This window comes from Vibrio sp. GLN_1 (assembly GCF_043106015.1).
GTDB lineage: Bacteria > Pseudomonadota > Gammaproteobacteria > Enterobacterales > Vibrionaceae > Vibrio > Vibrio parahaemolyticus.
Window position 1 is genome coordinate 583,466 of record NZ_JBICMD010000036.1, and the last position, 25,222, is coordinate 608,687.

Sequence of the window (25,222 nt, forward strand, 5' to 3'; positions counted from 1 at the left end):
CGTTTTAAATCCATATTATAGTTCGAACGAAAATGGCAAACGTTTGCTATTTTCGTTCGAGTATAAATGGGTTAGTCTTGAATTGATTTTTAATAACGGTAACTTATACTTATATATACGTATTCTTATAATTACTTAATTTCTATTAATAATATTGTCGTTCATATAATGTATATTGTTTGTTATGAAATAAACCAATATGAATATTATTAAGTAATTACTTAAAATTAAAGGGGGATTTAGACCTTATAAAGGGGGTGATTAAGACACAATATTATAAAGTTATCTTTTTTTAATTAATTATTTCGCAACGTGAAATAATAGTTAAAACAGATATTTACAATGTTTTTTATCTTGTCGGATCAGTGGTAAACTCAATGAGTAAGCAATTGGTTTCTTATACAACTGTTTAATGCTTAGACGTAAAATAAGACACTGAGTTATAGAGGGGAGCTATTTATTAACTGGCTTCATCTGTAGCTTTATGGATTTATAAAAATTATAACTATCGGAAAATTATTGGGTCTTGGTGTTATTTAAATGAAAGCTAATAAACGTACCATCGATGTAAAGTACTTGCGCACTTTTTCACATGTTGCAAGGCATAGAAGTTTTACTGCGGCAGCAGAAAGTCTATATTTAACCCAACCAGCCGTTTCACAACATATTAAAAAACTTGAATGTACTATAGGGGCTGAAGTCTTCGATCGAAAAGATGGATTCAATCTGACTAAACATGGCCAAATATTGCTTAGTTATACAGACAGAACAATGTCTTTATATGACCAATTATTTGACGAATTGGCTCAAGTAGATATGTTTGATCGGTACTCTATTGCGATATCTGATTCATTCGCCCCTGAATTGGTCGCTAAGGTAATTAGCTCTTTTAGAGTGTATAACGACGTCGAGTTGGCTATTACAAGTTATAGCGACATGAATTGTGTTGATAAAGATAACCACGATTTAGTCTTCGCTATTGGTGACACCACTTCCGTGGAAGGTCGCGTTTTCCCCCTAAATAGAGAGCAATACATTTTAGCTTGCGACTGTGCCGTCAAACCTGAGGAGTGCTACCCTGAGCGAATCGTCTTTTGTAATACTTTGACTAGGCGAGATGCTGAGGTATTGCTTGATTCTTCTGGGGTGGATATTTCTAAGGTAAAACATTGGCTTACCACTTCTTCCTCTCGATTGATGATCAATGAACTGCAAGCGGCAAATACTTTTGTTATCTGTCCAAGTTGGACATTAGGTGATTACAAGTGTAGCCAATATCCGCTATCCAAGTATATCGAGATGTACGTATGGTGTAATGATTCTGCTGCGAAGAAAATTGACCAAGAACGTTTGAGAAGTTTGATTACCGAAACATTCCGACTTACTTCTAAAGGCGTGGTTGGTAGGCCACCTACGGGTCGCTTGCTAACCAGTTGTGAAGTGATGTAGAGAAACGCCATGGCTATTGAATAAATAGACATGGCGTTTGTTTTAATAATGATTAAATTAATGACAGGTAGAAGAAAAAGAGCCCACTTATACCAATTGGTATTGTGTAAGGGATACCATTCTCAAAAGGTGTTTTTTTGCGATAAACAGACATTAACCACATAACCAATATTTGAATCCCACCCAATAATCCTATCGCTACTATTGCCGCTAACATATATTCATCGTTCACTCCTAAGAAAAGTGCACCAATGAGTTTTACATCCCCTCCGCCTACAATGTTTATCAACCAAAGTATAAAAAAACAAATAAAAACAGAGGAACTCACTGCAAGCTGGGTTAGTGGTTCTGGAGTAAAGAACAAGCTAAGTAGTGAAGTAATGAAGATAATAAGAAGAAGTCGATGTTTCACAATTCTATAGCGAATGTCACCATAGAATATGAGTAAGACATTAACCAGGCAAGTTAGCCATAAAGCAAAATTTATATAATTCATTTTACTATTTTAAATGTGTTACTTCTAAATTCAAATTATTTTGGATAATAAAAAATTATGTAATGGATTTCATTACTTTTATAACAACATCTTATATGTAAATAAAAAAGCTTAATTGGTGTGATTGTTTCTGTTGATGTAAATTTTCTTCGTTCACGAAATGAGTGATTAATTCAAGGGAAATAGAGGTAAACATGCTTTTAAATATCAATTCTAAACTTCGTAATATCCGCAACAAATTTAAGTCTGACAAACGTGGTGTCACTGCTGTGGAATACGCAATCATCGCTGTAGCAATGTCTTCAATTATTCTATTTGTATTCAAAGATGGCACTTTGAAAACAACGTTAAATGATGCAATGGGTAAGATCTCTACGTCGATGGATAGTGCTAATTCAGCCGGTGGCAGTGGTAGTAAAGGCGGTACTGCCGACGGTAAACAAGGATAAGTTAACCCGTTATAAATTTAGAGAGAGGGGAAACCCTCTCTTTTAAGGTTTTTATTCTATGAGTAGAGCATTAATTTTTGTATTTGTTGCCATCACTATGTTTTTGGCCTTTTTTTACGTCAGTGATTTCTTTGACCAGCCAGAGCCTGTGGCCGTCGTGGAAAATGAAGTGTTTGTACAAGTCGCATTTGTTAATCGAACTGTGAACAAAGCTGATCCCGTCAATATTGATGCAATTGATATTCGTGAGTTTTCAGAGTCAGAAGCAAAACAGCATTCTTATACCCCTTATACGAGTATCAAGATTGAATCTGGCGCTCTATGGGCAAAAGATGTCACCGAAGGAACTCAACTAACGTCAAACTTGGTTTCTAACCCCGGCGAAAAAGATTACATGTATCTTTCGCTTAAAAAAGATCAGGTCCCTTATTACTACCTTTCTCAAGGCAGTAGCATTGTTGAGGCGTTACCAATACAACCTGGCGACCGCGTCAGCTTTGTCGCTACAACCTCATCTCAATCGAATTTATTAGAAAGCGGTTATTCCGATATCGATAGTTTAACAAGCAACGTCATTATTGATGGTGCTTTAGTTTTACAGGCGATGAATGTGTCTGAAGATGATTCGTCAAACGAAGACTATGGCTTGATCATCGCGTTGACCGTTAAACAAGTACTTAAGCTTGAAATGGCACAAAAGATCGGAGCTATAACGCTGGTTCCTGCAAAGATGGTTCATAAATACTTATCTGTGAAAAGTAGCGATTTAATTGAGCATCGATTTGGCGTTCGACAGCTGAGAGGGAATTAAGGGTGTTCAATAAAAATATACTATTAGTCACATTAGGAGTGGCGCTATTACTCCCAGCTTCAGTCTCCGCAGGGGAGCTATTGAGCTTAGATAAAGGCGCAGCAAAAACCATTAACGTAAAACGCAACATCGACACAGTATTTGTCGCAGACACTCAAATTGCGGACTACAAGGTAATCGCAAATGGGAAGCTCGTGATTTACGGTATCGGTCGTGGTGCAACGTCGATCATTGCTTATGACCGAGCCGGAAACGAAATTTATAACGCAGAAGTGGTAGTCAACAAGAGTCTAAGACTTTTAAAGCAAACCATTATTGCGAGATATCCAGATGAAGACATTAAGCTGACCAATATTGGTGAGCAAATAGTCATTGATGGTGTTGTTAGCAGCGAAGAGATCAAAGACAAAGTTTACCGCCATGTTGGTGAGATGCTGAAAAAGAGTAAGCAAAGAAATACTTTTGAGCTTTCTGGCGCAAATGGAGAATCCGTTGATCCGCTTGACTATACAGCTACTTACGTTTTCGAAGATATCATCAACAACTTAAAAGTGCTCACTACCGATCAAATCAATGTGAAGTTGACGGTTGCAGAGGTTTCGAGCTCATTCTTAACAGAACTCGGCGTGTCATACGCAGAGACGAATGGTAAGTCGATTGGCGGTGCTGGTCAGTTCGTCAACAAAATTCTGGACTTTACGGCAGAAGATATCGTCGCGGTTATCTCGGCGAGTGGCAACGACAGTATCGGCCAAGTGCTGGCTGAGCCAAACCTGTCGGTAATTTCTGGCGAATCGGCGAGCTTTCTTGTCGGTGGTGAAATCCCAATTACCGTCCGAGACAACGATGGTATTTCCGTAACTTATAAAGAATACGGGGTAAAGCTGTCTATGGTTGCTAAGGTGACCGATTCAGAAAACATCCGCCTGTCACTGCTACCAGAAGTGAGCTCGATTGATAAAACTAATGGTGTGAACTCCGGTCTAGTTAGTGTCCCTTCGCTACGAACTCGAAAAGCTCAGACAACGGTTCAACTGAAAGACGGTCAAAGCTTCGTGTTAGCTGGTCTTTTAACGTCGGAAGAGCAGGAGTCATTGGCAAAAATTCCTTATCTAGGCGACATCCCAATTCTTGGTGCGTTATTCAGTAAGACCAATACCGAAAGAAGAAAGACGGAGTTGATCATCGTCGCAACAGTTAATCTTGTTGACCCTGTCAAAGAAACTGACATCAAGCTGCCGAAGTTCGAGCGAACGAGTGACCTTGAGCGCTTGCTGAAGCTCGATCTTTCGAAAGTTGATGACGAAGAGTTGGAAAATACGATAAAGGCGGGAGGCTTTAACTAATGAAGGCAAACCTATTATTGGTCGTTTCCGTTTTACTGACCGGTTGCTCGGTATCGGTAACCCCAAATAAAACGACGGTAGACACCATTGTGGAAACCTTTGAGTTTCGAGTCACCAACAAAGACGTGGCAATGGATAAGTCGGTTAACTTTGTTAATCAAATCAATAGCCAATACCCAAAGTCTACGTTTGCAATCAATTACGACACCGAAGAGAGTCAATTTGTTGATGGTTTTGTAAAAGAAATCAAAGCCAAAGGCGTAAATAAACTGCGATACACACTGAACGCAAACAGTGAGGGCAAAGGTGTAAAAATCGTCGCGAAGTATCACAAGATTCAAGAACAAACCTGTGGTGCTGTTTCATTCAATACTCTTAAAAATCATCCATTTGGATGCAGCTTGGAATACAACAGACGTTTGAGTATGACGAATCCTGTCGTGGAGTAAAAAATGGATTTAGATAACCTATTCAAAACGACTTCATCGAGTAAAGACAAAAAGAATAACACCATTGATCTGGTTGTTTCAGATGATATGGCTTTTCTGCAAGCGATCGATGAGCTCTATGCGATCGAAGGTTTCGCATCACCTCTTAAAGTAGATGATATCGATGATGAGAGTTGGCACAAAACAAGTGCAGAAATAAAGCATGTCGTTCTTGATTTGCGAGATTGTGGCGAGCTTGTTTCGGAAGTGGCGGAAATATCTTCAAGATTAGATGTGAGCATCTCTCTGATTGTGTTGAGCAACACGGACTCAATCTTGATGCGTGACAAAGTGCTGTCGTTAGGTGCGAACTACATTCTTTGGGATCCGGAACTTGATGGCTTGTTGGGCGCATTAAAAGAGTCTGGTAAAGACACATTTTCGCCAACGGTGAAGAAAAAGTCGCGAATCGCTAAAAGAGTCTTGATGCTTGGTAGTAAAGGCGGTGTTGGCGTGTCAACCATCAGTGCTTTTTTATCCCACAGCTTAAGCCAGCAAGCGAGCTTGAAAACGTTGCTCGTTGAACACGATACGCTGGCATTAAATTCGGATATTTTCTTGGGTTTAAAAGGACTAAAGGCGCAACAAAATAGTATCGATTTAAACCAATCTGAGCTCGATGCCGCAATTGCTGGGAGCTATGTACACCCGATCAAAGACAAGCTTGATTTCCTTGCCCTTGAAAAGAACATTGCATGCATAAGTGACCATGCAGACTCTCTATTTAGAATTTCTAATGAGCTGGTGGATCAGTACAACTTCATCATAGATTCATTGCCTTTAAATGCGATAAACGAACTGACTTCAGAAGACATCAATGAAAGATACAACCGCATTTTTGTTGTTTGTGAACCTTCTGTTGCCTCGTTACGCGCTTACCACTCGATAAAGAAAAAATTAGGAAAGGCCGAGCATCGAATCATTTTTTCTATGACTCGATCGCAGAAGGATTACATGATGCCTCTCCAAGGCGCCAAAGAAAAAATTAAAGCGAAAGACACCATTGATTTCGTTTATGAAGCCAATTTGGAAAAGTTGATCATCCAACAGGGCATTCACAATACGGCGAAAATTAAGTTCACCCCAGCTATTGCAAATATGGTGAATTCGCTGACTGGTAAAAAAGTCAAAGTGCAGAAAAAGTTCGCGTGGTTTAAGAAATGAATCACCTAAAAGAAGTTTATATTGACATAAGAGACGAAATCTTTGACGCGCTTGATGCCGCTTCTTTAGTCGATGTCGAGCCATTGGAGCTTGAAAGCCAACTAAAAGATTCCGTCAATATTCTTATCGAGAAAAAGCAACTGCAAATCAGCAGTTTGAAGCGTTTAGATCTCGTCAAAGCACTACTGGATGAACTTAAAGGTTTAGGGCCGCTTCAAGCGTTGGTTGATAACGATGATATCTCGGACATTATGATCAATGGCCCGTCAGATATTTTCATCGAAATCAACGGCAAGGTAGAGAAGTCGCCAATCCAGTTCGTCAATGAAAAGCAGCTCAATACTATCGCCAAGCGCATTGCATCCAATGTAGGGCGTCGAATTGATGAATCGAAACCGCTCTGTGATGCGCGTTTAGAAGATGGTAGTCGTGTAAACATCGTAATACCACCTCTTGCGATTGATGGTACTTCAATCTCAATTCGTAAGTTTAAAGAGCAAAAAATCAAGTTGGAAAACTTGGTTCAGTTTGGCGCGCTGTCCGTTGAAATGGCGAAGCTACTTTCCATTGCGAGCCACTGCAAGTGCAACATTCTTATTTCAGGTGGTACTGGTTCTGGTAAGACGACACTACTGAACGCTTTGTCAGGCTTTATCGGCAGTGGTGAACGTATTGTCACCATTGAAGATGCTGCCGAACTTCAGTTGCAGCAGCCGCACATTGTGCGTTTGGAAACGCGCCAAGCAAGCGTCGAAGGTACTGGTGAAATTACCGCCCGAGATTTGGTGATTAACGCCCTTCGTATGCGACCAGACAGAATCATCGTCGGTGAGTGTCGTGGCGGTGAGGCATTTGAAATGCTTCAAGCGATGAACACCGGTCACGATGGATCTATGTCAACACTGCACGCGAACACCCCTCGTGATGCAATTGCGCGTGTCGAGAGTATGGTAATGATGGCTACAGCAAGCCTACCGCTTGAGGCGATTCGTCGCACTATCGTGAGTGCGGTCGATCTGATCGTCCAAGTACGAAGACTGCATGATGGTAGTCGTAAAATATTGTTCATCAGTGAGATTGTTGGCCTCGAAGGGGACAGCGTGGTGATGGAAGATATTTTCCGCTTTGAGAATAATGGCGTAGGTGATGAAGGAAAAATCTCAGGTGAGTTCCGAACGCCAGGTCTTTCTAAACGTTCTGTGATTTATGAGAGAGCTAAGTTCTTCGGCTTAGATGGGGCACTTCAGGAGTTGTTCTCATGATGCTGATCGTCATTTCACTATGGGTTGCTGTCGCGTTATTCCTGTTTATTGGTCATGTGAAAAGACAAAAAGAGATCACGTCTATCATTGAACAGTCCAATACATTCGAGGGCGTTACTGGCTCCCGAGCGGTTATCGACTCGGAGAGTTTTGATGTTAGCTATAAAAAGAAAGTAAAGGACAAATTTAAGCAGCTGAAAAAGCTGCTGAGCCCAAATGCGGGACTAAAACTGATCGGCTTTTTCGCTGCGTCTTCGATAGCGGTTTACTGCGTTAATGACTGGTTTTTTATGTTTGAGTACTGGAAAGTGCTGCTGGCGTTAGAACCAATATTGTTTGTGATGTTTATCCTCAAATTAAGTGGTATCCAAGCGCAGCGATTCAAGGACAACTTTCCAGATGCACTAAACATATTGTCGGGTGCACTCTCTTCGGGACAAAGTATTGTTCATGCCTTCGAATACGTTGGAACTCAGCTTGATAATGAAGTTGGCGAAGAGTTCAAAAAGATGTCAGAACGACTTCTGATTGGTGAAGACCCAGACGATGTATTGGCACGAAGTGCAGCTTCGTTTCCTTACGTTGAGTACTTTTTCTTTGCCGCAACAATTCGAATCAACTTGAGTCGAGGTGGGCAGCTAAAAGACGTGATTAACCGCATCAACCGAATCATGTTTGAAGCGAGGGCAATCGAGAAAAAGAAAAATGCGTTGACGTCGGAAGCGCGTGCATCAGCAAAAATCATCGCGGCGTTGCCAGTTATCTTTATCATGATTTTGAAAGTGACCAGCCCGGAAAACTATAACTTCGTAATGTTTGAAGAAGGGGGAAAACCCATCTTTTATTACGTCTTGGTTAGTGAAGCTATTGGGTTCTTCTTTATCTACATGATATTAAGAGGAGTTAGGTAATGGTTGATATTAAGTTAATCTTCTTAGCGCTCGGTTTAATTATCTCGTTATCTGCCGCGTATTACTCGTTAAAGGTGTTTGATAAAACCAAAGCAAATATTTCAACGAAAAAGATTATTGACTCAACCCAAGAAAAAACGCCTTTTGTTGACAAATTATCGTTACATCTTTCTCGATTATCTTTTAATAAAGAAGAAACAAAAAATAATTTGGTTAGAGCAGGTATTCATAGCGAGTTTATTGCTCAAGCCTATTATCTATTGAAAATTATACCCTTGGTTTTTTGTTTGGCGTTTATTGGCTACTCCTACATTCAAGGAGAGATGGAGTTTTCATCCGCGTTTATTTCATTCTCGCTTTCTATGCTTGTTTGTTTGATCGCGCCGGATATGTATATCTCATCGCGAGGGAATGCAAACGTACGACATGTAAGTAGTCGGCTGCCTTTCTTACTGGATTTGATGAACGTTTGTGTGCACACGGGGATGACGTTAGAAGCGAGCTTGGATTACTTGTCGAACGAGCTAAAAACGGTCGATGAAAACCTTGCTTATGTCGTTAAGAAAACGTCAGAACGGGCCAAAATTGTTGGGTTAGACCGAGCTCTCACCGAGTTCTACGACTTAGTCCCAACGACGGAAGCACAAAGCTTCGTCATGACGCTTACTCAAAGCTTAAAGTACGGGTCATCCGTGGGGGCGGTATTAGCCTCTCTTGCTTCTGATATTCGAGAAATAAACATGCTCGAACTGGAAGAGAAAATCGGCAAGATGGGGGCAAAAATGTCGATCCCAATGATCGCTTTTATCATGATTCCTATTGTTGTTCTAATCGCAGCGCCAGGGATAATGAGGATGCTAGGATAATGAATATAAAAAACTATTTCTCTCTTTTGGTGTTACTTTTTTTAAGTGGTTGTTCAACTATCAATCAAGAATTAGTAACAAAAGAAAAATTACTGACTAACTCTGGTCAAACTGAACAGCTTATTGAATTTTATAAAGCGAACTTAGTCGAAATCCCGAGTTATAAGATAAAACTGATCAATTTATATTTGGATAATAAAGACCAAAAATCCGCTGAGTTATACATAAACACTCTAGAGAAAAAGGATCTTAAAGACCCAGATATTATTTATATCTTAGCTAAGCTTGAATATTTAAAATCCAATTACGATGCGAGTGAACGTTACTTAGAAGAGTATTTAGATAATGGCGGTCCAGAGGGTGATTACTACCTTCTAAAAGGCAAAATACTTGCGCGTAAAAAAGACTACGATGGTGCAATTTCTCACTTCAATGACAGTAAGAAGAATGGCGCATCAGACCGTGAGGCAAACAACAATATTGCGGTAGTGATGATGCTGCAAGGCAGACCAGAGCCCGCGATGGAGCTGCTCTATGGCTTGTTTGCTGCCAATCCAAATGATGAAAAGGTACGTTCAAATCTCCTTTTGGCGTCGACTCGGTCGAATCGTCCGGATGTGGCGTTGGAGGTTTTGAAACACGACAGTAGCGAGCAAGACGCACGAGTCAAACTGAAAAAGCTCATGAAGAGCGTTAAACCTCTGAATAAAAAAATAGATACAAAAGTTCCACCCAAACAGGTCGCGAAGTCAAAGGAAAAGAAAAATATGGAAATGGATACGAAATCTGTCGATTTGAAACCAAAGTACGTAGCGCGCTCAGTATTAGACCCGCAAAACTTACGTCCTAAAGCGCCGTCAATTTATCGAATTCAAGTATTAGCAACCTATAAAGTCATTCCGTCAGATTACCTAAATTATCTGAAAGGCAACTATGGCAAAGTGTATTCCTACACTCACGGCTTATGGAAGCGTTATTGCGTTGGTGAGTTTAGCGATATAGATGATGCAAAGAAGTTTCTTGAAAACATGAATATCAAAGGTGCTTTTGTCGTTGATTACACGAAGAAAAGGTACGTTGAATTATGATCAAGTTTCAAAAAGGAAGTTTGACGGTCGAAGTTGCGATGGGCTTACCCGTTTTGATCATGGTGCTGTTTACCTGGTTTGACTTGTCTGTACTTACGTATTCGATGGGTGTAACCGACCATGCGCTGACGACAGCTGTGATGAGTAGTAAAAAACAAGGTAGCTCTAGCAACTCGGAAAAAGTGGACTATCAAGATGTGGTCAAAACCAAACTAGAATCTAGCGGTGGTGCCTTATGGTCGAAGGTTGTCGACCATTCATCGGTATCGGCATCGGTCTATTACTTTAAAAATTTGTCTGATTTTGTGCAGTGTAACCGTAGCGGCCAAGCCTTAGATGATTGCCCTAATGTCAAAAAAGGCGATGCAGTGGCGAACTCAGTCAATATGCCGATAGCCATCTATCAATTGAGTTTCACTTATCACCCTTTGTTTAACTTTGTTATGCCAAGCATGAGCATTAATCGAGAGATGGTCGCAGTTCAAGAATATGAACGATGCACTTTTAAATTAGGTGAGGAGATCACTTGTGGTGGCTAAGTCGAAACAAACCGGAGCCTTTATCGTTGAACTCGCATTGGTATTACTCTTTTTTGGTTCAATCATTGCCATGCATATCAACTACACGATCGCAGTAAACAAGAAAGGGCAGTTGGATAGAGTGGTTTATTCCATCGTAAGCGTCATAAGCGAGCGTCGACAGTTGTTCGCCAACGAACTTAATATTTGTGGTGAGAACGGTAGACATTGTGAGGCACAAGTAAATAACGCGTTTTACATGGCGAAAGGCATGCTGAAACGTACGTTACCAGATTTTGATGCCAGCGAATTAGGCATGAGAATCACGGAGCTCTCGTTAGAAGAAAAGGACACTAAGCTCGTTACGTTTACCAACTTCAAAGGCAAAACAGAAGATTGTAATTTTCCAGATCTGAAGGAAATCACGGTGGCAGAAGCGAAGAAGCTATTACCACTGACGACACAGAACCGACGTCTTCCGCTTTATCACGTATCTCTATGCTACAAAACACCTTTCAATATCATCGGTGTAATGCGTGGTGAGCCGATCAAGGTTGTGACCAGTTCATACTCATTTGCAAGGATTTAATATGAAGGGCTTCACTAAGCAGAAAGGAGTGGCTGGAATCATATTTGTTTCGTTTCTCCCTATATTAATCATCACGTTCTCATTTTCTGTCGGTTACACACAACGTTTACTTGCGCACTCAAAAATCGAAGAAGCGGCGGAAGTAGCAAGTCTTGCTTTGATCGCAAGCCCTGGTAAAGACAATAAAGACGACCAGGACTATGCGCAGAGAATTGTTGATTTATACATTACTGACAACATCAGCGATATCGAGATCAGCGTATCCACCAAAAAGTGTGAATACAAAGATGGCTGTGTTCAACGGAATAATGAGCTATCACCATTTGCTGACTTCACCGTTGTCGCGACTGCGGAGCATGACTCGTGGATCTCACACAACGAAATTGGTGTAGAACCCAAGTTCAAGGTCTCTGGTGACTCGATTACGAGAAAATACCTACCTCAGCCCGTTGATATCTACTTCATATTGGATACCAGTCAATCGATGAGTCACCCATGGTATGGTGAAAGAAACAAGACTCAAATGCAGGTCGTAAAAGATACGATTACCAGAGTCGTTAAAGAGTTGGAGAACTTCAAAACCGGTCCGGATAAGAAAAGTCGAGTTGCGCTTTTAACTTATAACGCCTACAACGCAAAGTTCGATAAAGGCGCTGGTCGAGTGAAGTTATACGATTATGCAAGTGAGTTTTCTCACACTGAAGCGTCATTTGAAAGCATCGTCGATAAGATGTTTGATAAGTCTGTAGTAGAGCAAAAGCCGCACTATGCTAGTGATTATAATAAGTCGCAGGATATCCCTCTGACTGATAAATATCAGGAATTTATTGATATTCTAAACTCCAACAAAGTGATGCCAGCAAGAGGTGGCGGTACTCAATCATGGCTCGGTTTAATTGCTGCGGCGAAAGAAGCGGATAAAGTTAAAAAGGAAGATCGAAACCCAGAGCAAGTGTTTATTATTCTTTCTGATGGTGCAGATACAGATGTGCAATTCCCGATGGGACTGAATAGAAATAGATCTTATAGAGATAAGTATGACGTCGTGACTAAATATTACGTAGACCAGTATGATGGGCGAACTTATTATTATCAGGTTTATGACAAATTCTTAAAGTCATTAGTGGGTGAGCATGGTTTGTGTGAAAGTCTTAAGAATAGAATATCTAGTAAAGAAAATAAGTTTCAAAGTGAACATGCGAAGTTAGAGGGTGAAAAAACCAAGGTCACCATGGGCGTAATAGGTGTTAACTACAACGTACAAAAAGATGATGGTTTCGGTGAGTGCGTTGGTGAGAAAAACATTTATCATGCGAAAAATGGTAAAGACGTTTACAAATATATATTAAATCTGATTAACGAAGAAACAGGACGATTAAAAGATTAAAATGAAAAAGTTAATACCATTTGCGATTATTTTTACTTCAAATGTCGCGCTCGCTAATTGTATCAACCAAAGTGAAAACTATGTTACTTCAAAAGTTTTGAAAAGCTCTGATACAAAAATTACTCAGGTGGATGGAAAACTCGCATCAGTAATTAATGAGGATCTTTCCATTGTGCAAGATGAAAAAATTGAAAAGGTTGAAGCTACAAACGCCACGGAAAGTTGCACATTTGATAAGAACTCAATGTCGTTAGTTCTACACTATGATACTAATGAGCACTATCTAACAAACGTACATAAACAAGCTATATCAAAGTATTTAGAACTGGTTAACGAAGACAAACGTATTCTCGTTGAAGGGCACACGGATGATGTCGGAAGCCAGGCTTACAACAAAAGTTTATCCCTTCGACGTGCAAGCACTGCCTCAAAGTATTTAAAGAAAGATCTGGGGCTTGGCAACAGAATCGTGGAAAAGGCCTTTGGGGAGTCTGCGCCTATATGTAAGGTGAACGAGAATAAGCTGTCAGGCTGTAACCGTCGAGTTGTATTAACTATAGAGTAATGAGCAATCCACTATTTGCTGTTGTAATTTTAATATTCATGTGCTCAATCTTATGTGGTATTTAAAAGCTTAGTTTTTACTAAGCTTTTATTTTTGTGAATATTATTTCTGTAATGTATAAATTAGTTGTCTCAATCAATGAAATGTAAACATATTTTCGTGTCGATATTTTTGTTTTTTGGTAACGCTTACCATTCCTATGCTGAAGTAGAAAAACCAGCGATGAGCGCCCAACTAGAGGAGTATGTATATAACCCTCGTATACTCAAAGATGTTTCTGACACTTTATTAGGCATCGACTTAAATAAAAATAATATCAGAGATGATGTCGATAAAGTCGTTAACCACCTAGAAGTAACAGAAGCTGATAAAGAGTTTATGTTACGTTATATCCAATACGCGACAAGTATATTAAGTTATGATTTCGCAAAAGATAGGTTAGAAAATCCGCTGATTGCTAGCGAACTCTACAAAGAACTCAATTATATAAATAGCTGTTATAAAGAGTCAGGTGTTGATGGTAAAGATTTATATGATTCAATAAATGCATTAAACGTATTGATGTTTAATACAGATGCTAGAATCATTGCCTATCTACATTATGAAAAGTACTTGGATATTAGAAATACATACGAGTTGCTAAGCTATGATTGTAAAAACAAAAAATATCATCAAGTTTAATCGTGATATCTTTGCAATTTAAAAAGATCTGTTATTTAAAAACGAATTTAGCCACCATCGCTTTTGTTCTGTCTATACAATTATTATCAGTACACGAGGTAAAGCCGCTAGATAACCTCGCCTAGCTTACGGATACAACTGTATGGTTCTTGGCATCGGGAACAAGCAAAGAGCTAAGATTTGTAAAATGGTTTTAGCGTTTCTTTGATGTTGTTTCGAATACGCTTGTGGTGCAGGTTGTTTTTTTCTCTTTTGTGATAAATGAAATGGTAGGTGACAAGGTTTGACTCAATGGGCAAGTCAATCACTTGTAAGTCTAGTTGTTCCTTCCATTTCATTGCAAAAGACTGGGGGATTATCGCGATATTGTCACTCTCAATCACGTTTAACACAATGCCAGAAAGAGAAGATGCCACGGTTTCGACTTGTACGTTATTTAGGTATTGGTTGTGATTGGTCGTTTGGCTCACCGCCCATTCATCAGTCAGCACGCAGTGTTTCTCTTTAAAAAACTGCTTGGTATTGATTTGTCCATTTATTCTCGGATGTGTTTTGCGGCATACGACGACATTTGGCTCTTCGTGAATCACCTCATTGACCAGTGTAGAATCATCAGACTTGATTGAATCAATGACTAACGCAATTTTCTGCTGATGAAGCAGTTCCAGTAACAGGTTTTTTGTCGCGACAGCTTCGTGAACAGAAACGTTGTTAATCGACGATAAACTACCCGAAAATACCTCTGAGCAGTAAACCTTAAATTGAGACGAAATGGACAATGCATTCTCTACCATACACAGTGCTTGCCTTAGTTTGGGGAGCAAGTTCTGCCCTCTAGAAGTCAGGGAAATTGAACGTCCTACCTTGGTGAAGAGTTGGTATTCAATTAGTGCTTCCAAGCGCCTAATGGAAGCACTTACTGCTGGTTGCGTCACGCCAAGGTGCTCAGCCGCTTTGGTGTATGATTGATATTCTGCAGCAATTAAAAATGTTTGGATTAAGTTTAAATCCAGTTTTTTATTAGTCATTAAAGTTATGGTCTGTTGTTATTTTAATATTGATTGCTTAATCAATATACCTCTAAAACAAAGATCAATTAACTTCGTTGATGTTATACAGAATATATCAAATATTAATATCTCACCGATAAATGAAACGTTACCACTGAGGAGAATCGAAAGGCTTTAAAAAACAACTAATTATCGTTAATAGATGAAAGTGTGCTTTCAATTATTGGAATCAGCCATTTATAAATAGGACTATTGCGATGGCGATAGTGCATGTATAGGTAAATATCTTGAGACTCGCCTTTGAAGGAGGCTTTTAGTTGTGGAGAGAGTGACAAACTTTTGAGTCCGGAAAGATGCTTTCTTGAAAGAAACGCAGATGTGGGGAATAGAGCATCTGTCTCCGAAATCACTTCTAATAAAGACAAAATGGAACTGGACCTGAAAGCGGTTTCGGTTTCAATGTTTTCACGCTCTGCCCAGGACTCAATAAGCGTTCTGTTCTCATTCCAATCTGGGACGATGGCAGTGACAATTGGATATAGACTTAAGTCATTACAATCGATCGCTTGATCCGATAAAGGGTGTGCATCTCTCGCTAATATCTGAAATTCATCGGTGGCAAGGTGCTTGGTTTGTAGTTCTTTTGGGACATTGTTTAGAGGGTAGTTGATTCCCAAATCTAACTCACCATTAATCAGTTTACTAATGGTATTTGAGCTCCAACTTTCTGTTTCTATTGTGATATTAGGAGCGATATCTAATAACTTTAAATGCAATTTAGCAGGGAAGGAGACGCCAAAAAATCCATTAATTGCGATTTTTATATTCGCGGAACTGCTTTCTGGCGAAAACTCATCAAGCTCTAAAATGAGATTCGATAAATCATCCATTATTTTAGGTAAGCTATCGGATAAAAGTTGTCCTTTGTCCGTAGGCTTTAATCCATACCTCGTTCGCACAAATAGTGGGTCGTTAAAATGCTCACGTAGACGTGCCATCGCCCGGCTGACAGCAGGTTGAGTGATGTTGAGCCTCTTGGCTGCCGCGACTGTTTTCTTCTCTTCCGATACTACTCTAAAAATCTTTAGCAGATTCAAATCTAAATTATGTAACGGCTTTTTGTTTTTATCTTTATTTTTCATTCGATTACGTTCTGGTGGTGTAAGGTGTATCCGTGTTTGCATAAATTAACTTATACCAAAATTGGTATATTACCAATAATAAATGGTCAATTTATCTCCTTATCTATGAACCTTATGATGATGGTGGGTTTGAGATATGAACAAAGAATAATCGGTTCAACATTAATCTAGACTTGAAAAGACTTGTTCTAATTTGAGCAACACCATCTAATAAGATAAGGATTACTTCCATATGAAAAAGCGCATTTTAGCAGTAGCAGTGACGAGTATGCTTCTGTCTGCCTCTGTCTTTGCACAAGAAACGGTGGTTCCAAGCCGCGTGGGTGATTTGAAATTTGAATCAGATTTTCCGACACAAGAAACAATGAAAAACATGTTGAATGAAATGGATTTTCAGCGTGCAACCCAAGCTTATCTTTGGGGAATCCCTGCCTCAAGTATTATGGAATGGCTGAACGTTAGCCGTAATGATTTTAAATTTGAAGAAGGTCAAATGGGTTTCTTCAATACCCTTAAGCAAAAACAAGGCATTATTACCGCCAACTTCACAACGCCTTATGTTATTGGTACGTGGAACCTAGAAAAGACAGGCCCGCTAATTATTAACCTTCCTGAAGCTAAGATGGCGGGCATGATGCTTGATGTCCATCAGCGCGTACTGTCTGATTTGAGCTTATTGGGCCCAGATAAAGGTAAAGGTGGCAAATACTTGATTGTGCCACCGGGTGAAAAATACAAAGATCTAAATCCAAAAGGCTATTACGTCATTAGACCGAAGACCAATGTTGTATATGGTGGCATCCGTATTCTTGAACCGGATGTTGATCGCGTAGTGAAACAAGTGGTGCCAAACATCACAACGCAACCATACGCCGATGGTAAACTAGGTCGTAAAATCCCGGTTGCTCAAGTGCCGGAAATTGATTGGACGCATATTCCAAAAGATGGCTTGGAATACTGGAAGACCATCCATCAAATCATCCAAGAAAACCCAGTGGAAGAACGCGATCGTTTTGTTATGGCTCAGCTGAAGTTCTTAGGTATCGAGAAGGGTAAACCGTTTAACCCAACAGAAGAGCAAAAGAAAATTCTGCTTGAAGCAAGTAAAGTTGGCCGAGCAATGGCGCAATCAAATGATTACACCAAGCGTTTTACACAGCCGTACTGGAAAGGCACGAATTGGAAAGATGCCATCAGTGTGTCACTTGATCAACGAAGCGAAAACTACGATGAACTTGATGAGCGTGCGGCTTGGTTCTACGAAGCGATCACGGTTTCTCGCGGTATGAAGAGTACGATTCCAGGCTTTGGTCAGCGTTACTTAGTGACGTATCAAGATAGTGATGGTAACTGGCTGTCAGGTGAACATACCTACAAACTGCATGTTCCAGCGAATGTCCCTGCGTCAAACTTCTGGTCGACGACGGTTTACGATGAAAACAATCGTCTGATGATCATAAACGATGAAGGCTCACCAGACATTTCTTCTCGTAAGAATTTAAAAGTTAACTCTGACGGTTCGATTGACGTTTACTACGGTCCAAAGCCAGTGAAAGGTTATGAGAACAACTGGGTACAAACGAACCCAGGAGAAGGTTGGTTTACGTATTTCCGCTTCTACGGCCCAACAGAGAAAATGTTCGATAAGAGCTGGACGATGGGTGATATCGAACTCGTCAAATAAGAACATTGGTATCAATATAGGGAAACACACGTCTCCCTGAGTTATAACACGGCACCTCAAAACTGAGATTGTCTGTTGTAAAATTAAGCTCGGCTACAGGACTGTTTTACCTGTGGCTGAGCTTTTTACTAAATAAACAAGACTTATCAACTGGCTAAGTCTTGAGAATAATCTGATGGCGCGTTTTCCAACTTTCCAGTTGTTTATTGGCTGAAACACAGAACATTTACTGTTGAGATATTGAACGCAAATATCGTGTAGTCAAAGGTGGAATATCTTGTCAGAATGTCCTTACTTATTTTTAATTAATCAATTAAAAACATATAGTTAATTGTCATTTTGCTAAAGTTCGAAATTTGACTTTTTTGCTGATCAATTTAGTCTGGCTTTCCAATTAGAGGAAGCATTTATGTTCAGCATTCTAAGAAAAATAATCATACTTACCGCAACCGTAACCAGTCTTGCGGTTTCCTTTAATGCGCTTGCGAAAGAAAATACAAAAGACAGCATCGTAGTCGGCGTTATCACACAAAACGACTCTTCAAATTCCGTTGTAGACAGTGTCGGTCCATTTTACGGCATCAACCTCGATTATCTCTCTAACATCGCTAAGGTTCTTGGGCTCAACCTAGAACTGCGCGCTTATCAACACATTCCGCCGTTGCTTAACGATGTTGAAAACGGTGTGATTGATGGCGCTGTGGGTTTTAGCAAAACGCCAGAAAGAGAGAAGCGTTTTCTGTTCTCGAAACCCTTTTTCTCGAGCACCATCGCTGCTTGGTATCGTGATGCTAGCTACAAAGATCGTGATATTCGCGATATCAAATGGGTGTGTGTGGAAGGCAGCGTGTACTGCGACAATCTAACCTCGCAGGGTATCGACAACATTATCTACGTGAAAACGCGTTTAGAAGCCTTTGATGACGTTCGACGCGGCAAAGCTAACGCGTTGATTTACACCTATGTGGGCATTACCGAATACCTTGATGCTAATGATATTGTGAAAGGAATTGTCGATATTCCGAATTGGCTGCAAGAAGAAGAGGTGAGTTTTATCGCCTCACTAGACAACCAGAAACTGATCGACAACATCGACAAAATTCTTGAATGGGAGCAGAGCGGTAAAAACATTCGCTCTGTGGCATCAAAAAACCCGTATCACATCAACGACAAGTTGCTGGTGGCGTACCGTCGTAATCATAAAAGTAATTTGACGATCACGTACAGCAGCAGTGATGAAGCGTATCCATTTCTCTATCGAGATTCACACACGGGTAAGCTGGACGGATTCTTCCCAGACTTTATTGACTTAATTCAGTCGCGTACGGGTTTAGCCTTTAGCTATGTGAAACCGACGTCGAGTCTTTCTAATGGGTTGACGGCGTTTGATGCCGATATTGTCCCGGTATCTTATGTGGGCCCAGTGCCTAAGTCAGACTGGCTGATCACTAAACCATTCATGCACAGCAATTACGTTTCTATCCAAGCAGAAGAGAGCGAACGCGACAAGTCTTTGCCAGAAAAAGCGGGCATTCTACTGAGTTTAAAGAAACAAGGGTTGGTGCACTTAGGTGTGTGGCAACAGGACCGTTTTGACCGTTATGACGATTTAAAACAGTTGCTTGCGGATTTGAAATCGGGCGTTTTGGACGTGGCTTACATTCCTGATGACGTTGTTCATAGCATGATAGCGCAAGATCAGGTCGATGGTTTGGTGATCAATGAGCAAGACGTTCTGACGTTCTCGAATGCGTTTGCAGTTGCAAAACACAATACGCAGCTCCAACACATGCTCAACAGCATCATCGAAACCATTGACTCAAATGAGATAGAAAAACTTCTGCGCTCGCACCGAAGCTTCAACCTAGTTTATGGCTACGACGACGAGCAAATGGCAAAATTTTTCTTGGCAGGTGCGGTCGCTTTTTCTCTGATGTTTGCTGCCGCGTATTTCATTCTTGCGCACCTACGTCTAAAGGTGAAATTAGCTGAGCTGAATGCCAACAATGAAGAAGCGGAAAAACAATGGCTGATGGGCATCATTCAAGAAATTAACAGCTTGGTGTTTATTCACGGTGAAGATAACCAGTTGGAAATGAGCAACTGTGCCAACTACAAGAGCAAGCAATGCCAAGAATGTAAGCTAAAAAGCTGCTCGACTAATGCGCCTCTCGTGAACAACTCGGATGAATTGGCCACTGTAATTGGCGGACAACGCATCTCGGAAGAGGTCGCGTCTGCGGGGTGCGAACTCGGTATTAAACATGTGTATCGAGAGCGTAAAACCATCGCGTCTCCAAGCGGGAAGAAGAAGTTTGTGCTGACTGTGATTCAAGACATTACCCAGCAAAAAGAGCGTGAGCAGGCGTTAATTGATGCGCAAAAAGAAGCACAAACTGCAGTGCGCGCCCGTGAAAATTTTTTAGCGACCATGAGTCACGAGTTAAGAACCCCATTATCGGCGGCGCACGGCATCCTCGATTTGCTGAATCGCCAAGTGACGGCCGATTCAAATCGCGAGTTGATCGCTCAGGCCATGCGATCACTCAATCATTTGAATGTGTTAGTAGACGAAGTGTTGGATTACTCAAAGCTGGAAGCAGGGCAGTTAACCGTTGCTCCCGCTAAAACCGACTTACTCAAAACCTTGTGCGATGTGTTTAGAAGCTTCGAGCCAAGAGCGCTTGCGAAAGGTTTGGATTACAAAGTTACGATCAAGCCGTTTTCGGATGCGTTCATTGAAATCGATGCACTGAGATTAGTGCAAATCACCACAAATCTGCTCTCAAATGCCGTGAAATTCACAGCAGAAGGTGAGATCGGAATCAGTGTCATCCTGCACGAAAAGCAGCTTATTTTGAAAGTTGCAGATACGGGCATTGGCATGACGGATGGCCAACTCGAAGGCATTCTCAACCCGTTTGTTCAAGCGGATGACAGCATTACGCGCAAATATGGCGGTACGGGGTTAGGGTTGAGCATCGTTGACCGATTGATCGACTGTATGGGCGGCGTGCTCTGCATCGATTCACAATTCGGCTTGGGTACGACGATAACTGTCAAATTGCCAATTGAGCGTTGTGATTCAGAACCAGAAGTGTGTTTGAACTGGACTTACAGCGAGGCATTGCCACTCAGCATTCGTCAGTGGTGTGACGCATGGAAAATGCAGCCAGCAACACTGGCAAGAAGTATGGCGAACCTTTACGCCGCACAAGACAACGAAGCGGGCTTTGATGGTGTGATGCTGCGCGATGATCGAGAAATTCTCGGTAGCCTCACGCTGCGAGAGCTTCAATACCCAGACGCGCTGTTCAATTTGCTTAGTCAAACGCAGCAAGAGACCAAGTTGGACGAGCTTAAGTCCGAAGAAGTTTCGTGGATTCTCGGAACGGTATTGGTTGCAGAAGATAACCCAATCAACCAAAGCGTGATTTCAATGCAGCTACGTGAGCTTGGTATCGAACCTGTGATTGTGAACAACGGCCGTGAGGCTTGGGAGTACATCAACCAAGATGAAAACGTCGTGTTGCTGCTGACCGATTTTCACATGCCAGAAATGGATGGCTATGAACTGATCAAACATGTGAGGGCGTCTGGTTTCAAATCGCTGCCAATCATCGGTGTGACGGCAGAGGATGCTCGCCTTGCCAATGAGCGAACACAAGACATCGGTATTGATGATGTACTTTACAAGCCTTACGACCTCAACAAATTGAAAACCGTTTTGGCGCCATTTATTGGCAAGAAAGAAAAGACCCGATTACCGGATTGGATTAAGCGTTTTAAAACGCAAGACGCAAAAGAAATTGCGCGTGTGTTTAGCCAATCTATGGCGATGGATATTGAAAACCTACAAGCCGCCCCGACAGAGCGAGATAAAAAACGGGTTATCCACGGCATCAAAGGTGCAGTTGGGGCAATTGGAATCAGCATGCTGACTGAGCTTTGCATTGAGGCAGAGCGAGTCACCGCGGCGGAGTTTGACAGGCGAGCAGCGGAGTTAATTTTACGAATCGAGCAGGAGATCGACAATATAGACTATTGGGCAGAGATGAATGAATACACAGCTTAATGTGATGGTGATTGATGACCATCCACTACAAACCACAATACTCACGCAGATATTGAATCGCTATTGCGCGCAAGTAACGTCCTTCAACGGTGTCGATGATGCGATTCAATGTGCGCAACGTCAGCATTTTGATGTAATTTTTTGCGATATCCAGATGCCAGGAAAAGACGGCATCGACATGATGGAAATGCTCGATCAGATTCAATACCAAGGACAAGTTGTGTTAGTCAGCGCGATGGAGCTGACCATCATCTCTGCGGTGCGTGCCATGTGCGAAGGGTTTAGCTTTGAGGTGTTAGGAAAGCTGCCTAAGCCGTATGACGAAAACCAAGTGGTTGAACTGCTGAGCCTAATGAAAGGTGAAAAAACCAAAAAGGCGACGTTTATTCAACCCATTGAAGTGCAGGATCAAGAGTTCTTATTCGCGTTGGGTGAAGGGCGAGTGAAAAACTATTACCAACCGCTAGTGGATGCGCAAAGTGGAGAGGTTCTTGGGTATGAAGCGCTCGCGCGTTGGAGTCATCCGATTTATGGCGTGTTGTCACCTTACCACTTTCTGCCGATTGTTGAACGTTGTCATCTCTCTGCCGAGTTGTTCCAAGCCGTCTTGAATAACGCGATTTATGACATCAAGCATCGTGGTTTGACGCAAAAAGTATCCATCAATGTTGATCATGAAAACCTAGAAGATCCGGAGTTTTCACATCGCTTTTTGCAGCAATGCCTTGAGAACGAGATTGAGCCCTCTCAAATCACCATTGAAATTACAGAGCGCGACACGTTCCAAACCAGTGCATCTCTATACAAGAACTTACTCAAGCTAAGAATGAACGGCGTCACCGTCTCAATTGATGACTTTGGCACCGGCTCATCGACGTTTGAAAAACTGGCTCAACTGCCGTTCAACGAGCTCAAAATAGATCGCTCGTTTGTGCAAGGCGTCGAGTGCGATATGAAAAAACGCAACATTGTTGTCGCCATCTGTGCGCTGGCGAAAAGTTTGAACATACGGCTCGTCGCGGAAGGAATTGAAGATGAAGTCACGCTTCAAGTGATGCGTGAATACGGAATTGACCTTTGCCAAGGTTTCTACATCGACAAACCCATGCCTTTAGAAGCAATAACCATACTGAATGAAAGATATGAATAAAATGAATTGTTTGATCTTTGATGATCACCCTCTAGTTTGCGTTGCAATCAAATCCTTACTGAAAGAGCTGGGGATGACCAATGAAGTGTTTACCGCAACGTCTGCTAAGTCTGCATTTAAGACATTAAAAGAAAGCAACATTGAACTGCTGATTTTGGATGTGAACTTGGCCGATTGCGACGGCTTTGATTTCTACAAACGCATCAAATCCCACGGTTATGAAGGCAAGGTCATTTTCTTCTCGGCGGAAACCAGCCAAATGTACAGTCAAATGGCGTTTCGATCTGGCGCAGATGGCTATGTGTGCAAATCGGAAAATCACGACATTCTGAAAGACGCTATCGAAGCGGTGGTGAAGGGCTATACCTTCTTTAAATTTAAGCAAGTCGCGAACGAAGTCAGAGAAATGCCGCAACTTTCGAGCAGAGAAAGTGCCGTGATGAAGTATTTGCTGCAAGGCAAGTCCAATCGAGATATCGCATCTGTGTTGTCGATTAGCGATAAAACGGTCAGCACTTATAAACGCCGCGTGCTAGATAAATTTAACGTAAAGAACATTGTCGAGCTAACAAGAGTAGCGGGGACCTAAGGAGACACCATGACATTTAAAAGCATCGCGCTGTCTTTCTTTGTGGCGACGTTACTGTTTGCGACTTCAACAATGATGATAGGCGCTGTGTTGATTTCTTATGAAGTAAAGCAGTTCAACACCTACGCAAATAACCTAGCCAAAATAAAGCAAAAAGTCATTTTAATGGGGCTGCTGACGGAAGCGAAGCTTGAACAATACAAAGGCTTGAGCGTGGATGAAGTGGAAGCTCAAACTGAGTTCAGCTTCCAAGACGCGATTTACTCGCTGTCACCGTACGAAAAGCTGAATTACGTTGAAGCCGTCGCGCGCAAATCGCTGCATCAAGCCGAAGCGTATTTATCGAATGCGTTTAATCGACAAAATGCCATTATGTACTTTCGCTCTTATACTGGGAGCAAGTTGATTTTAGAGCGACCAATCAAAGCGTTAGAAGGTGTGAAGGCCACATTCGATGTCGATTGGTGCAAGAGCAACTACTCTTGCGTTCTGGCTGCGTGGAAAGAACAACTGACTGATCGCGTGTTGTTTTCTCTGCCGTTTAAAACCACCTACTCGGATGACATGGCAATAAGCATCATGAGCCCGGTTTATTTCCAAGGTGAGTTAGTCGGCGAGTTTTCAGAACAGCTCTATCTTTCATCACTTTATAACGAAGGGAAAGCCGTCGACGTACAGATCTCCAATGGCAACAAGCAAATGGTGATCTATTTTTCGGGTTATCCGTGGCCATCGTTCGCGTACACTCAATCTTTTGTGGCAGACAACAACAACTTGATTGTCTACATGTACCCGTTCAGTAAAGTGATGGTGGATTACAGCTTTCTGTTTGTTATTTTCTTTTTGGCAACCTTGGCGTATTACAACAAAGCGCATGAATCCAAAGAGAGCAAACTTCGTCTGGCGACGGCACTGACGAATGTGACAAAAGACGATTTAACCGGGTTACTTAACCGCAGAGTCTTTAAAGATAGCGAATTCAAACGCTGCTTGAAAACGGCCCCTTATTCCGTCATTGCCATTGATGGCGACAGGATCAAGCGAATCAATGATCGCTATGGTCATCACGTTGGGGACGAGGTTATCGAGATCATTGCCGATGCGATGCGTAAAGTGTTCAGAACCAGCGATTATCTCGTCCGAACTGGGGGCGATGAGTTTATCGCAATCTTGCCGGGGTGCAGCATCAGTCAGTCTTCGATGTTGGCGAAAAAGTTACGTAGCGTTGTCAAAGACAACCGACTTAAAACCTTAGACATTGAAGTCAGCGTAAGCACTGGCGTTGCGGCAAACGAATCACACGAATCACTGCAAGATGTTATCGTTCGAGCAGATGAAGATCTCTATGAGATGAAAAAACGCAGACAACAATCACAGTAAGTAATAGTTTTATTGATAAAAATGCCAAGTGATTGGACATAACCATGACATAACTGTTTGATTAATTTGACCAAACAGAAAGAGTGGTCTTTTATATTAGAGCAGCCAGCAAACAATGGCTG

The 25,222-nt window shown here is 41.4% G+C and carries 23 protein-coding genes; 20 read left to right on the forward strand and 3 right to left on the reverse strand.

Going from position 1 to position 25,222, the window contains the following annotated elements; all coding sequences use genetic code 11:
* Positions 1-540 precede the first annotated feature (540 nt).
* Positions 541-1,449, forward strand: a complete 909-nt coding sequence (locus ACF8OV_RS20390) for a LysR family transcriptional regulator (protein ID WP_005454057.1) — start codon at positions 541-543, stop codon at positions 1,447-1,449.
* 52 nt (positions 1,450-1,501) lie between these two features.
* Here ACF8OV_RS20390 and ACF8OV_RS20395 read toward each other — a convergent pair whose 3' ends face one another.
* Entirely contained in the window at positions 1,502-1,945 is a 444-nt protein-coding gene (locus ACF8OV_RS20395; protein WP_203503155.1) for a prepilin peptidase, read from the reverse strand.
* Between the two features lie 194 nt (positions 1,946-2,139).
* Between ACF8OV_RS20395 and ACF8OV_RS20400 the strand changes: the two genes are divergently transcribed.
* The 14 genes from ACF8OV_RS20400 to ACF8OV_RS20465 all read left to right on the forward strand — a co-directional run bounded on the left by ACF8OV_RS20400 (position 2,140) and on the right by ACF8OV_RS20465 (position 14,070).
* Positions 2,140-2,394 carry a Flp family type IVb pilin gene (locus ACF8OV_RS20400; RefSeq protein WP_005481274.1) on the forward strand — a complete coding sequence of 85 codons (255 nt, stop codon included), beginning with the start codon at positions 2,140-2,142 and terminating at the stop codon, positions 2,392-2,394.
* Between the two features lie 58 nt (positions 2,395-2,452).
* Positions 2,453-3,205 (forward strand): hypothetical protein, encoded by a 753-nt coding sequence (locus tag ACF8OV_RS20405; protein ID WP_005481305.1) that lies wholly within the window; start codon positions 2,453-2,455, stop codon positions 3,203-3,205.
* Positions 3,206-3,207: 2 nt separating this feature from the next.
* Positions 3,208-4,551 carry a type II and III secretion system protein family protein gene (locus ACF8OV_RS20410; RefSeq protein ID WP_005454128.1) on the forward strand — a complete coding sequence of 448 codons (1,344 nt, stop codon included), beginning with the start codon at positions 3,208-3,210 and terminating at the stop codon, positions 4,549-4,551.
* Positions 4,551-5,000: a hypothetical protein gene (locus ACF8OV_RS20415; protein WP_005498619.1), complete on the forward strand. Its 450-nt coding sequence runs from the start codon at positions 4,551-4,553 to the stop codon at positions 4,998-5,000. The genes ACF8OV_RS20410 and ACF8OV_RS20415 overlap by 1 nt, the downstream gene beginning before the upstream one ends.
* A 3-nt stretch (positions 5,001-5,003) precedes the next feature.
* Positions 5,004-6,203: an AAA family ATPase gene (locus tag ACF8OV_RS20420; RefSeq protein WP_005454059.1), complete on the forward strand. Its 1,200-nt coding sequence runs from the start codon at positions 5,004-5,006 to the stop codon at positions 6,201-6,203.
* Positions 6,200-7,465, forward strand: coding sequence for a CpaF family protein (locus ACF8OV_RS20425; RefSeq protein WP_005454188.1), 1,266 nt, complete (start codon positions 6,200-6,202; stop codon positions 7,463-7,465). The genes ACF8OV_RS20420 and ACF8OV_RS20425 overlap by 4 nt, the downstream gene beginning before the upstream one ends.
* Positions 7,462-8,376, forward strand: a complete 915-nt coding sequence (locus tag ACF8OV_RS20430) for a type II secretion system F family protein (RefSeq protein ID WP_015313136.1) — start codon at positions 7,462-7,464, stop codon at positions 8,374-8,376. The genes ACF8OV_RS20425 and ACF8OV_RS20430 overlap by 4 nt, the downstream gene beginning before the upstream one ends.
* On the forward strand, positions 8,376-9,242 hold the full coding sequence (locus ACF8OV_RS20435; protein ID WP_005481282.1) for a type II secretion system F family protein: 867 nt from the start codon (positions 8,376-8,378) through the stop codon (positions 9,240-9,242). The genes ACF8OV_RS20430 and ACF8OV_RS20435 overlap by 1 nt, the downstream gene beginning before the upstream one ends.
* Complete coding sequence (locus ACF8OV_RS20440; RefSeq protein ID WP_203503153.1) at positions 9,242-10,330, forward strand: lipopolysaccharide assembly protein LapB; 1,089 nt, start codon at positions 9,242-9,244, stop codon at positions 10,328-10,330. The genes ACF8OV_RS20435 and ACF8OV_RS20440 overlap by 1 nt, the downstream gene beginning before the upstream one ends.
* Positions 10,327-10,869 (forward strand): TadE family protein, encoded by a 543-nt coding sequence (locus ACF8OV_RS20445; protein ID WP_005454147.1) that lies wholly within the window; start codon positions 10,327-10,329, stop codon positions 10,867-10,869. The genes ACF8OV_RS20440 and ACF8OV_RS20445 overlap by 4 nt, the downstream gene beginning before the upstream one ends.
* Positions 10,859-11,437 (forward strand): tight adherence pilus pseudopilin TadF, encoded by a 579-nt coding sequence (gene tadF / locus ACF8OV_RS20450; protein ID WP_005498630.1) that lies wholly within the window; start codon positions 10,859-10,861, stop codon positions 11,435-11,437. The genes ACF8OV_RS20445 and tadF overlap by 11 nt, the downstream gene beginning before the upstream one ends.
* Before the next feature lies 1 nt (position 11,438).
* Positions 11,439-12,824, forward strand: coding sequence for a VWA domain-containing protein (locus ACF8OV_RS20455; RefSeq protein ID WP_021485273.1), 1,386 nt, complete (start codon positions 11,439-11,441; stop codon positions 12,822-12,824).
* Position 12,825: 1 nt separating this feature from the next.
* The gene (locus tag ACF8OV_RS20460; RefSeq protein ID WP_005459729.1) at positions 12,826-13,389 is read left to right on the forward strand and encodes an OmpA family protein; all 564 of its coding nucleotides are present in this window, start codon (positions 12,826-12,828) and stop codon (positions 13,387-13,389) included.
* Positions 13,390-13,611: 222 nt separating this feature from the next.
* Positions 13,612-14,070, forward strand: coding sequence for a hypothetical protein (locus ACF8OV_RS20465; RefSeq protein ID WP_015313138.1), 459 nt, complete (start codon positions 13,612-13,614; stop codon positions 14,068-14,070).
* 173 nt (positions 14,071-14,243) lie between these two features.
* Here the strand turns inward: ACF8OV_RS20465 and ACF8OV_RS20470 are convergent, their stop codons facing one another.
* Together ACF8OV_RS20470 and ACF8OV_RS20475 are read right to left on the reverse strand one after the other, a co-directional pair.
* Positions 14,244-15,098: a LysR family transcriptional regulator gene (locus tag ACF8OV_RS20470; RefSeq protein ID WP_203503150.1), complete on the reverse strand. Its 855-nt coding sequence runs from the start codon at positions 15,096-15,098 to the stop codon at positions 14,244-14,246.
* Between the two features lie 167 nt (positions 15,099-15,265).
* Positions 15,266-16,264, reverse strand: coding sequence for a LysR family transcriptional regulator (locus ACF8OV_RS20475; RefSeq protein ID WP_025520408.1), 999 nt, complete (start codon positions 16,262-16,264; stop codon positions 15,266-15,268).
* A 190-nt stretch (positions 16,265-16,454) separates the two neighbouring features.
* Between ACF8OV_RS20475 and ACF8OV_RS20480 the strand changes: the two genes are divergently transcribed.
* The 5 genes from ACF8OV_RS20480 (at position 16,455) to ACF8OV_RS20500 (ending at position 25,100) form a co-directional block, all read left to right on the forward strand.
* Complete coding sequence (locus tag ACF8OV_RS20480) at positions 16,455-17,906, forward strand: DUF1254 domain-containing protein (RefSeq protein WP_021485261.1); 1,452 nt, start codon at positions 16,455-16,457, stop codon at positions 17,904-17,906.
* Between the two features lie 409 nt (positions 17,907-18,315).
* The gene (locus ACF8OV_RS20485) at positions 18,316-21,981 is read left to right on the forward strand and encodes an ATP-binding protein (RefSeq protein ID WP_015313141.1); all 3,666 of its coding nucleotides are present in this window, start codon (positions 18,316-18,318) and stop codon (positions 21,979-21,981) included.
* The gene (locus ACF8OV_RS20490) at positions 21,965-23,131 is read left to right on the forward strand and encodes an EAL domain-containing protein (protein WP_005454249.1); all 1,167 of its coding nucleotides are present in this window, start codon (positions 21,965-21,967) and stop codon (positions 23,129-23,131) included. Before ACF8OV_RS20485 ends, ACF8OV_RS20490 begins: the two co-directional genes overlap by 17 nt.
* Positions 23,124-23,720, forward strand: coding sequence for a response regulator transcription factor (locus tag ACF8OV_RS20495; protein WP_005481323.1), 597 nt, complete (start codon positions 23,124-23,126; stop codon positions 23,718-23,720). Before ACF8OV_RS20490 ends, ACF8OV_RS20495 begins: the two co-directional genes overlap by 8 nt.
* A 9-nt stretch (positions 23,721-23,729) precedes the next feature.
* Positions 23,730-25,100 carry a GGDEF domain-containing protein gene (locus ACF8OV_RS20500; protein WP_062854790.1) on the forward strand — a complete coding sequence of 457 codons (1,371 nt, stop codon included), beginning with the start codon at positions 23,730-23,732 and terminating at the stop codon, positions 25,098-25,100.
* Positions 25,101-25,222: the final 122 nt, after the last annotated feature.

Coding starts and splice junctions, on each gene's coding strand:
- ACF8OV_RS20390 (WP_005454057.1), top strand. CDS start 541: ATGAAAGCTAATAAACGTACCATCGATGTAAAGTACTTGCGCACTTTT.
- ACF8OV_RS20395 (WP_203503155.1), bottom strand. CDS start 1,945: ATGAATTATATAAATTTTGCTTTATGGCTAACTTGCCTGGTTAATGTC.
- ACF8OV_RS20400 (WP_005481274.1), top strand. CDS start 2,140: ATGCTTTTAAATATCAATTCTAAACTTCGTAATATCCGCAACAAATTT.
- ACF8OV_RS20405 (WP_005481305.1), top strand. CDS start 2,453: ATGAGTAGAGCATTAATTTTTGTATTTGTTGCCATCACTATGTTTTTG.
- ACF8OV_RS20415 (WP_005498619.1), top strand. CDS start 4,551: ATGAAGGCAAACCTATTATTGGTCGTTTCCGTTTTACTGACCGGTTGC.
- ACF8OV_RS20420 (WP_005454059.1), top strand. CDS start 5,004: ATGGATTTAGATAACCTATTCAAAACGACTTCATCGAGTAAAGACAAA.
- ACF8OV_RS20425 (WP_005454188.1), top strand. CDS start 6,200: ATGAATCACCTAAAAGAAGTTTATATTGACATAAGAGACGAAATCTTT.
- ACF8OV_RS20430 (WP_015313136.1), top strand. CDS start 7,462: ATGATGCTGATCGTCATTTCACTATGGGTTGCTGTCGCGTTATTCCTG.
- ACF8OV_RS20435 (WP_005481282.1), top strand. CDS start 8,376: ATGGTTGATATTAAGTTAATCTTCTTAGCGCTCGGTTTAATTATCTCG.
- ACF8OV_RS20440 (WP_203503153.1), top strand. CDS start 9,242: ATGAATATAAAAAACTATTTCTCTCTTTTGGTGTTACTTTTTTTAAGT.
- ACF8OV_RS20445 (WP_005454147.1), top strand. CDS start 10,327: ATGATCAAGTTTCAAAAAGGAAGTTTGACGGTCGAAGTTGCGATGGGC.
- ACF8OV_RS20455 (WP_021485273.1), top strand. CDS start 11,439: ATGAAGGGCTTCACTAAGCAGAAAGGAGTGGCTGGAATCATATTTGTT.
- ACF8OV_RS20460 (WP_005459729.1), top strand. CDS start 12,826: ATGAAAAAGTTAATACCATTTGCGATTATTTTTACTTCAAATGTCGCG.
- ACF8OV_RS20465 (WP_015313138.1), top strand. CDS start 13,612: ATGAGCGCCCAACTAGAGGAGTATGTATATAACCCTCGTATACTCAAA.
- ACF8OV_RS20470 (WP_203503150.1), bottom strand. CDS start 15,098: ATGACTAATAAAAAACTGGATTTAAACTTAATCCAAACATTTTTAATT.
- ACF8OV_RS20475 (WP_025520408.1), bottom strand. CDS start 16,264: ATGCAAACACGGATACACCTTACACCACCAGAACGTAATCGAATGAAA.
- ACF8OV_RS20480 (WP_021485261.1), top strand. CDS start 16,455: ATGAAAAAGCGCATTTTAGCAGTAGCAGTGACGAGTATGCTTCTGTCT.
- ACF8OV_RS20485 (WP_015313141.1), top strand. CDS start 18,316: ATGTTCAGCATTCTAAGAAAAATAATCATACTTACCGCAACCGTAACC.
- ACF8OV_RS20490 (WP_005454249.1), top strand. CDS start 21,965: ATGAATACACAGCTTAATGTGATGGTGATTGATGACCATCCACTACAA.
- ACF8OV_RS20495 (WP_005481323.1), top strand. CDS start 23,124: ATGAATAAAATGAATTGTTTGATCTTTGATGATCACCCTCTAGTTTGC.
- ACF8OV_RS20500 (WP_062854790.1), top strand. CDS start 23,730: ATGACATTTAAAAGCATCGCGCTGTCTTTCTTTGTGGCGACGTTACTG.